This window comes from Mesorhizobium sp., from assembly GCF_024509055.1.
Classification (GTDB): Bacteria; Pseudomonadota; Alphaproteobacteria; order Rhizobiales; family Rhizobiaceae; genus Mesorhizobium.
Window position 1 is genome coordinate 1 of sequence record NZ_JANINM010000555.1, and the last position, 8,261, is coordinate 8,261.

Sequence of the window (8,261 nt, forward strand, 5' to 3'; positions counted from 1 at the left end):
CAACAACGAGCCGCCAAGGCCGAGGAGATTTCATGGACACCCACGCCTATCCCGTTACCCGTACCGACGCCGAATGGCGCGCCCGGCTGACGCCCGAGCAATATGGCGTCATGCGCAATCACGGCACCGAGCGCCCCGGTAGCTGCGCCCTGCTCTATGAGAAGCGCGCCGGGACTTTCTTCTGCGTCGGCTGCGACCAGCCGCTGTTCGAATCCAAGCTGAAGTTCGAGAGCGGCACCGGCTGGCCGAGCTTCAACGATCCCGTCGAGGGCTCGATCGAGACCACTGTCGATCGCAGCTACGGCATGGTCCGAACCGAATGCCACTGCTCGCGCTGCGGCAGCCACCTCGGCCACGTCTTTGAGGACGGCCCGCCGCCGACCGGTCTGCGCTATTGCATTAACGGCGTGGCGCTGCGTTTCGAGCCGGCTGCCTGACCGGAACCTGTAAAGATGCGAGTAAGGGCGGCTTCGGCCGCCCTTTTTACGCTCCGTGCCCTTCATACGACCACAGTCGCGATCAGCCAGAGCGCCGAGCCCAGCATCATCAGCGAGGCCTTGGCGCCACCAGCCCTCTCCGCCGTTCGCCACACCGAAACGGTGAGGAAGATGTTGTAGGGCACCGGCAGGAAATGTACCGCCAAGACCGCCCACAGCGGCAATTTCAGCCCGAGCAGGACAAGCGCCAACGCCGACGAGCCGAGGCTGATAACCGTTGCCACCAGCAGCATGTCGCGCCAAAACAGCCGGTCGAGCGGCACATCTCCCCGCCAGCGTGAACTGAAAAAGCCTCGGCCGATCGTCCGAGGCGCTGCGTTCGCGGGGTCAGGCCCGTCGGTCAATTGAGCTCCATCGCGCTATATCCCAGGAGAGTCGCGAAATCCGACTGAAACGACGCAGAAATCCGGCGCCAAAAGGTGTATCATCACACGGCTGTGATCCGCATCGTATCCTGTCCTTGCACGCAATATGGAGGGATTCGGAATGGCCAATCGTGTCTACAACGTTCTCTTTCTTTGCAACGCCAACTCCGCCCGCTCGATCATGGGCGAAGCTATTCTCAACCGTCTTGGTGCCGGCCACTTCAAGGCCTATTCCGCCGGCTCGCACCCGAAGGGCACCGTCAACCCAGACGCGCTCCAGCTGCTGAAGAGCCTGAACTACGACACGTCCTTCGCCCGCTCCAAGAGCTGGGACGAGTTTTCCGGGCCCGATGTGCCGGAAATGGACTTCGTCTTCACCCTTTGCGACAGCACCGCCAATGAAAGCTGCCCGGTATGGCCGGGCCATCCGATGACGGCGCTTTGGGCGGTGCCGGACCCGGGCAAGGCCGACGGGACGGACGCCGAGCGGCATTTCGCTTTCGCCGACGCCTATCGCATGCTGAACAACCGGATCGCTCTGTTCACGAACCTGCCGGTAGACTCGCTTGATCAATTGGCCCTGCAGCAGCGCCTGGAGGAGATAGGCAGGGACCGGTCCCAACCGAATTGAGACCGATCGGGGGCGAAGCCGGGCTTACGCCAGCGCTTCACTGTCCCCAAGGATCTCGACAAGGGCGCGCTCGAAGCGCGTGCATTCCGTGACCAGCCAATCCGCCATGGCCGGCCAATTGTCTTCAGCGAAACAGTTCACCCGCCATTGCGAATTGATGCCGAGATTCTGCGCGCTCTGTTCCGGCCGGAGCTTCAGCCGCGCCTCGATCGCCGGCTGGAACGGCTTGAGCCGTGTCCAGACCTCGGTCGCACCAAGTTTCTCGTTGCGGCCGAAGAAGACGCCGACCACGTTCTCGCTGGGCGCGACATACATGGAAAGCACGAGGCTGAATTCTGGCAGCCCGCGCTGCCAGAACCACGGCCCGCGCCGCGCCAGCCTGGCTCTTTCTTCCGGATGCCGCTCGGCGAACAGCGTCCAGAAGCCGCGATGGCGGAACTCCGAGGCGCGACGGCCGCCGAAGTCGAACTCACTCATTGCCGGCTGCCCCGCTGGCCGAGACTGTTTCGAAATTCGCTCTGGCGAGTCATATGATGGCGGTTTCGAGAACCGTAGCGCAGCGGACATTTTGGTCCGTGAGCAACGGAAGCGCAGAAAACGCCATCAGATGGCCGCCGGAGTAGAATTTCCAAGCAGTCTCCTTATGCCATGCCGAGCGCGGCCTTGTAGAGGTCGAGGATCGACTCCTCCTCCTGGCGCTCGGCCTGGTCCTTCTTGCGCAGCCGGACGATCGTGCGGATCGCCTTGGTGTCGAAGCCGGTGCCCTTGGCTTCCGCGTAGACGTCCTTGATATCGTCGGAGATCGTCTTCTTTTCTTCCTCGAGGCGCTCGATGCGCTCGATGATCGAGCGCAGCTGGCCGGCGGCTACAGTCTGGCTGGTCTCGGTGATCTCGTCGGCCATTTTTCTCTCCGCGTCGTTGGCAACAATTCCAGGAAAACTAGTAACGGCTTTCCGTCGGGAATTGCGTGGAAACAGGGAACCGGCGACTCGGGAGAGCCGGCCGGCGAATTGGAGCGGGTTCCCTGCCCGAGCAGGCGCAGCGGGTCAAGATATTATCGACGTGGCATGAAGGGCTGCTGCCGGCCAACCTTCATGGCATTCCGGTCTCGTCCGTCAGGAGAAAGCGATCAGCAGGTCCTTGGCATCGATCTGGTCGCCGGCCTTGACCAGCACCTCGGCGACCACGCCGTCATGCTCGGCATGCAGTGCCGTCTCCATTTTCATCGCCTCGATCGACAGCAGCACGTCGCCCGCCTTGACCCCCTGGCCGGCGGCGACCGCAAGCGCCGACACCACGCCCGGCATCGGCGCGCCGACATGTGCTTCGTTCCCGGGCTCCGCCTTGCGCCGGACCTTGGCGGCGGAGGCTCCATGCGCACGGTCCGGCACTTTCACGCGCCGTGGCTGGCCGTTCAGCTCGAAGAAGACGGTGACCATGCCCTTGTCGTCGACGTCGCCGAACGCCTGGCAGCGTACGACCAGGGTCTTGCCCTTCTCGATATCCACGAAGATCTCGTCTTCCGATTTCATGCCATAGAAATAGGTCGGTGTAGGCAGCACGCTGACCGGCCCGTAAGTCTCCTGCGCGGCGGCGAAATCGGAAAATACCTTCGGATACATCAGCCAGGAGGCGAACTCATATTCGCTGAGCTTGCGTTCGAGCTTTTCCTCGATCTCCTTGCGGCTGGCCTCGAGGTCCGCCGACTTGAGCAGCGAACCCGGCCTTGTTGTGATCGCTTTCTCGCCCTTCAGCGCCTTCTTCTGCAGCGCTTGCGGCCATCCGCCGGGCGATTGGCCGAGATCGCCGCGCAGCATCGAGACGACTGAGTCCGGGAACGCGATGTCCTTGGCGGGGTTCTCGACATCGGCGACGGTGAGGTCCTGGCTGACCATCATAAGCGCCATGTCGCCGACCACCTTGGACGACGGCGTCACCTTGACGATGTCGCCGAACATCAGGTTGACGTCGTGATAGGCCTGCGCCACTTCATGCCAGCGGGTTTCCAGGCCGAGCGAACGGGCCTGCTCCTTGAGGTTGGTGAACTGGCCGCCCGGCATTTCGTGCAGGTAGACCTCCGAGGCCGGCCCCTTGAGGTCGCTTTCGAAGGCGGCATACTGGTTGCGCACCGCTTCCCAGTAGAAGGAGATGTGGCGGATCCATTGCGGGTCGAGGCCGGGATCGCGCTCGGTGCCCTTCAGCGCCTCGACGATGGAACCGAGGCATGGCTGCGAGGTGTTGCCGGAGAAGGAATCCATCGCCGCATCGATGGCGTCGACGCCGGTCTCCACCGCCGCCAGCACCGTCGCCGCCGACAGGCCGGACGTGTCATGCGTGTGGAAATGGATCGGCAGATCGGTCGATTCACGCAGCGCCTTGAACAGCACGCGCGCGGCAGACGGCTTCAAAAGGCCCGCCATGTCCTTGACCGCAATGATATGCGCGCCGGCCGCTTCCAGTTCCTTGGCCAGCCCGACATAATATTTGAGATCGTATTTGGCGCGCGCCGGATCGAGGATATCGCCGGTGTAGCACATCGCCGCTTCGACCAGCTTGCCCTCGGCGCCGACAGCGTCCATGGCCACACGCATGTTCTCGACCCAGTTCAGGCAGTCGAAGACGCGGAACAGGTCGACGCCGCCGCTTGCCGCCTGGCGGACGAAATGCTGGACGACATTGTCGGGATAGTTGGTGTAGCCGACGCCGTTGGCGCCGCGCAAAAGCATCTGCAGCAGAAGGTTGGGCGCCGCTTCGCGCACTCTGCTCAGCCGCTCCCACGGATCCTCGGTCAGGAAGCGCATCGCGACGTCGAAGGTGGCGCCGCCCCAGCATTCCAGTGAAAGCAGTTGCGGCAGCGCCCGCGCATAGGTGCCGGCGATACGGGCGATGTCGAAGGTGCGAACGCGCGTGGCGAGCAGCGACTGATGGCCATCGCGCATCGTGGTATCGGTGACCAGCACCTTCTCTTGCGCGCGCATCCATTGGGCAAACTTTTCCGGGCCGAGCGCGTCGAGCTTCTGGCGCGTGCCGTCGGGGATGCGGCCGGTGAACCAGGGGATGACGGGCGCGGCTGCGTCAGCCTTCGGCATCGGCCGGCCGCGCGTCTCGGGATGGCCGTTGACGCTGACATCGGCCAGGTAGTTGAGCAGCTTGGTGGCGCGATCCTGCCGCTTCACCTGCTCGAACAGTTCCGGCGTCGTGTCGATGAATTTGGTCGTGTAGGAATTGTCGGCGAAGCTCGGGTGATTGATGATCGCTTCGAGGAAAGTGAGATTGGTGGCAACACCACGGATGCGGAACTCGCGCAGCGCGCGGTTCATGCGCGCGATCGTCTCCGCCGCCGTCGGCGCCCAGGCCGTCACCTTCTCCAGCAGCGGATCGTAGAAGCGGGTAATCACCGCGCCTGAATACGCCGTGCCGCCGTCGAGGCGGATGCCGAAGCCGGTCGCGCCGCGATAGGCGGTGATGCGGCCGTAGTCCGGGATGAAATTGTGCTCCGGATCCTCGGTGGTGATGCGGCACTGCAGCGCGTGGCCGTTGAGCCTGATGTCCTTCTGCGCCGGCACGCCCGATTCCGGCGTGCCGATGGCGAAGCCGTCGAGGATGTGGATCTGCGCTTTCACGATGTCGATGCCGGTCACCATTTCCGTGACGGTGTGCTCAACCTGGATGCGCGGATTGACCTCGATGAAGTAGAATTTGCCGGTATCGGCATCCTGCAGGAACTCGACGGTGCCGGCACCGATATAGCTGGTCTCGCGCGCGATCTTCAGCGCGTAGCCGCAGAGCTCCTGGCGCAGCGCTTCGCTGAGATACGGGGCAGGCGCACGTTCGACGACCTTCTGGTTGCGACGCTGGATCGAGCAGTCGCGCTCGAACAGATGCACCGCATTGCCATGCGTGTCGCCCAGCACCTGCACCTCGACGTGACGGGCGCGCTCGATGAGCTTTTCGAGATAGACCTCGTCCTTGCCGAAGGCGGCCTTCGCCTCGCGCTTGCCTTCCATGACCTCGCGGGCGAGGTCGGCCTCCGAGCGGATGGCGCGCATGCCGCGGCCGCCGCCGCCCCACGAGGCCTTCAGCATCACCGGATAACCTACTTCCGCGGCGAGCTTCTTCACCGCTTCCATGTCGTCAGGCAGCGGGTCGGTTGCCGGCACGACCGGAACGCCGACCTCGATCGCCAGGTTGCGCGCGGCGACCTTGTTGCCGAGCCTGCGCATCGTCTCCGGTTTCGGCCCGATGAAGGTGATGCCGGCCGTGGCGCACGCCTCGGCGAACTCAGGACTCTCCGACAACAGGCCGTAGCCCGGATGGATGGCGTCGGCGCCGGACAGCCTGGCGACGCGGATCACCTCCTCGATCGAAAGGTAGCTTTCGATCGGCCCCATATCCTTGGCCAGATGCGGCCCGCGCCCGACCTGGTAGCTCTCGTCCGCCTTGAAGCGATGCAGCGAGTATTTGTCTTCTTCCGCCCAGATCGCCACGGTTTTGAGGCCCAGCTCGTTGGCCGCGCGGAAGACGCGGATGGCGATTTCGGACCGGTTGGCGACGAGGATCTTCGTGATTGCCAAGGACTGGGCTCCAGCAGGGAAGGGAAACGAAACCGGCGCAATGATTAGCGTGAAAATGCTGCAGCGCAAACAAAATCGCGCGACAGCTAAAACGATTTAAATCGCTTGTTTGCGCCAAGGTCGCCAAATCATGACCACGAGTACCGCCGCGCGTCCCCACAAGCGGTTCTCCAGGGCGGTGCGTTGCGGTCCGACTAGTGGGAGCCGCCAATAAAAAAATGCCCGGCGCTTGGCGCCGGGCATCTCGAAAAGTCGGCCTTTATTTGCCGGCTTATTTCTCGAAGTAGCTGTACTTGCCGTCTTCGCCCTTCTTCCATTCGTAGATGACGTAGTCCGGACGGGTGATGTCGCCCTTGGCGTCATAGCCGATATCGCCGATGGCCGTCTTCCACGGACCGCCAGCCTTGATCGTCGCGGCAACCTTCTGCGCGTCGTCGGCGGAGCCGGTCTTGGCGATGGCCTGGGCGATGATCTGCACGGCGGCGTAGGAGTAGAGCGTATAGGCCTCCGGCTCGAAGCCGGCGGCGCGGAACTTCTCGACGACTTCCTTGGCGGCCGGGTTCTTGCGCGGATCCGGAGCGAAGGTGTTCAGCGTGCCGGCGACGGCGTCACCGGCGATCGAGGCCAGTTCGTTGGAGACGATGCCGTCACCCGAGAACAGCGGCGCCTTGAGGCCCTGGTCGGCCGACTGGCGGATGATCAGGCCAGCTTCGGTGTGCAGACCGCCCCAGTAGATCAGGGTGACGCCGTTTTCCTTCATCTTGGCGATGAGGGCCGAGAAGTCCTTGTCGCCGACATTCACGCCTTCATACATCACTTCCTTGATGCCGTCGGCGTTCAGGTTCTTCTTGGTCTCGTCTGCGAGGCCCTGGCCGTAAGGCGTCTTGTCGTGGATGATGGCGATCTTGGCGTCCTTGAAGTTCTTGGCGATATAGTCGCCCGCCACCTTACCCTGCTGGTCGTCGCGACCGCAGGTACGGAAGGTGTTCCACAGGCCGCGCTCGGTGAGCTTCGGATTGGTGGCCGCTGGCGTCATGACGAGGATGCCGTTCTCGGCATAAACTTCCGAGGCGGGAATGGTCACGCCCGAGTTGAAGTGGCCGTCGACATACTTGACGCCGTCAGCGACGAACTTGTTGGCGACCGAAATGCCCTGCTTGGGGTCGGAGACGTCGTCGCCGATTTCAAGCTTGAGCTGCTGGCCGTTGACACCGCCCGCCGCGTTGATATCGGCGACCGCCTGTTCCGCGCCCTTCTGCAACTGCGCGCCGAACGCCGCGTTCGGACCGGTGATCGGACCGGCCACGCCGATCAGGATGTCGGCGGCCCACGCGTGACCACTGAGCGCGACGAACGCGGTCAGTGCCACGGCGGACAAAAGTGATTTTTTCATTGAAACGCTCCCATTTACGGAGTGGGCGTGGATGATACTTTCATGCGATGCCCACCCTTATCGCAGAAAGCATAGAATGCCGATTTTCTGGCACTTGTCACGCCGATTCATCCCCGGAACGGCGTTAATCATGAACCTCAACCTTTTGGTTTCCAGCTCAATAAGGAAGCTCTTTCGTAGAGCCAGTTATACTGTGTCACCATCTGGTTGGTGCGCGTGTATTGATAGCCGAGGAACCCGAATATCATCAGCACGATGGTGTCGACGATATAGTACTGCAGCGAGAACATCGTGCCCGCGAACAGGGCATGATGGATGAACCTTATGCCGATGCCGAGCCCGAGCATGTAGAAGAACAGCTGGGTATGACTGCTCCAGGTCTGCGCCGCCGCCTTGCCGGTCATCCATGCCGCCCAGCCGCCCAGCAGGCAGGTGACGAACAGGAACTGCCAGACCGAGGCTTCTTCGTAGAGAATGCCCATGATGAAGATCCCTCTTAGTGATGCCCGCCTTCGAGATAGGCGGCGCGCACTTCCGGATTGGCGAGCAGGTCCTTGCCGCTGCCGCTCATGGTCACGTTGCCGTTGACCATGACATACCCGCGGTCGGCGAGCTTGAGGGCGCCGAAGGCGTTCTGCTCGACCAGGAACACCGTCAGCCCCTGGCTCTTGTTCAATTCGCGGATGGCGTCGAAGATCTGCTTGACGATCAGCGGCGCCAGACCCAGCGACGGCTCGTCGAGCAGAAGCAGCTTCGGCCGCGCCATCAGCGCGCGCCCGATCGACAGCATCTGCTGCTCGC

The 8,261-nt window shown here is 62.9% G+C and carries 8 protein-coding genes and 1 pseudogene; 2 read left to right on the top strand and 7 right to left on the bottom strand.

The features are described from left to right. Positions 1-32 precede the first annotated feature (32 nt). A complete protein-coding gene (gene msrB, locus Q0L57_RS33725; protein WP_296747539.1) occupies positions 33-437 on the top strand; it encodes a peptide-methionine (R)-S-oxide reductase MsrB in 405 nt (134 codons plus the stop codon). Positions 438-499: 62 nt separating this feature from the next. Here msrB and Q0L57_RS33730 read toward each other — a convergent pair whose 3' ends face one another. Further along, complete coding sequence (locus tag Q0L57_RS33730; RefSeq protein ID WP_296747550.1) at positions 500-799, bottom strand: hypothetical protein; 300 nt, start codon at positions 797-799, stop codon at positions 500-502. Positions 800-983: 184 nt separating this feature from the next. Between Q0L57_RS33730 and Q0L57_RS33735 the strand changes: the two genes are divergently transcribed. Then, on the top strand, positions 984-1,493 hold the full coding sequence (locus tag Q0L57_RS33735) for an arsenate reductase ArsC (RefSeq protein ID WP_296747541.1): 510 nt from the start codon (positions 984-986) through the stop codon (positions 1,491-1,493). Positions 1,494-1,517: 24 nt separating this feature from the next. Here Q0L57_RS33735 and Q0L57_RS33740 read toward each other — a convergent pair whose 3' ends face one another. The 6 genes and pseudogenes from Q0L57_RS33740 to Q0L57_RS33765 all read right to left on the bottom strand — a co-directional run. Continuing rightward, positions 1,518-1,970, bottom strand: coding sequence for a DUF4268 domain-containing protein (locus tag Q0L57_RS33740; RefSeq protein ID WP_296747543.1), 453 nt, complete (start codon positions 1,968-1,970; stop codon positions 1,518-1,520). A gap of 164 nt (positions 1,971-2,134) precedes the next feature. Beyond that, positions 2,135-2,395 (bottom strand): DUF2312 domain-containing protein, encoded by a 261-nt coding sequence (locus Q0L57_RS33745; protein WP_296747544.1) that lies wholly within the window; start codon positions 2,393-2,395, stop codon positions 2,135-2,137. Between the two features lie 213 nt (positions 2,396-2,608). Then, positions 2,609-6,067 (bottom strand): pyruvate carboxylase, encoded by a 3,459-nt coding sequence (gene pyc, locus Q0L57_RS33750; RefSeq protein WP_296747546.1) that lies wholly within the window; start codon positions 6,065-6,067, stop codon positions 2,609-2,611. Between the two features lie 271 nt (positions 6,068-6,338). Beyond that, positions 6,339-7,460 (bottom strand): branched-chain amino acid ABC transporter substrate-binding protein, encoded by a 1,122-nt coding sequence (locus Q0L57_RS33755; RefSeq protein WP_296747548.1) that lies wholly within the window; start codon positions 7,458-7,460, stop codon positions 6,339-6,341. Between the two features lie 137 nt (positions 7,461-7,597). Further along, entirely contained in the window at positions 7,598-7,945 is a 348-nt protein-coding gene (locus Q0L57_RS33760) for a DUF6867 family protein (protein WP_296747552.1), read from the bottom strand. An 11-nt stretch (positions 7,946-7,956) separates the two neighbouring features. Next, a pseudogene (locus Q0L57_RS33765) lies at positions 7,957-8,261 on the bottom strand (ABC transporter ATP-binding protein); the annotation flags it as partial.

What these genes read in the sequence shown, in the direction of transcription:
- Q0L57_RS33740 (WP_296747543.1), bottom strand. Translation starts at nt 1,970, where the DNA reads ATGAGTGAGTTCGACTTCGGCGGCCGTCGCGCCTCGGAGTTCCGCCAT.
- Q0L57_RS33755 (WP_296747548.1), bottom strand. Translation starts at nt 7,460, where the DNA reads ATGAAAAAATCACTTTTGTCCGCCGTGGCACTGACCGCGTTCGTCGCG.
- Q0L57_RS33745 (WP_296747544.1), bottom strand. Translation starts at nt 2,395, where the DNA reads ATGGCCGACGAGATCACCGAGACCAGCCAGACTGTAGCCGCCGGCCAG.
- msrB (WP_296747539.1), top strand. Translation starts at nt 33, where the DNA reads ATGGACACCCACGCCTATCCCGTTACCCGTACCGACGCCGAATGGCGC.
- Q0L57_RS33735 (WP_296747541.1), top strand. Translation starts at nt 984, where the DNA reads ATGGCCAATCGTGTCTACAACGTTCTCTTTCTTTGCAACGCCAACTCC.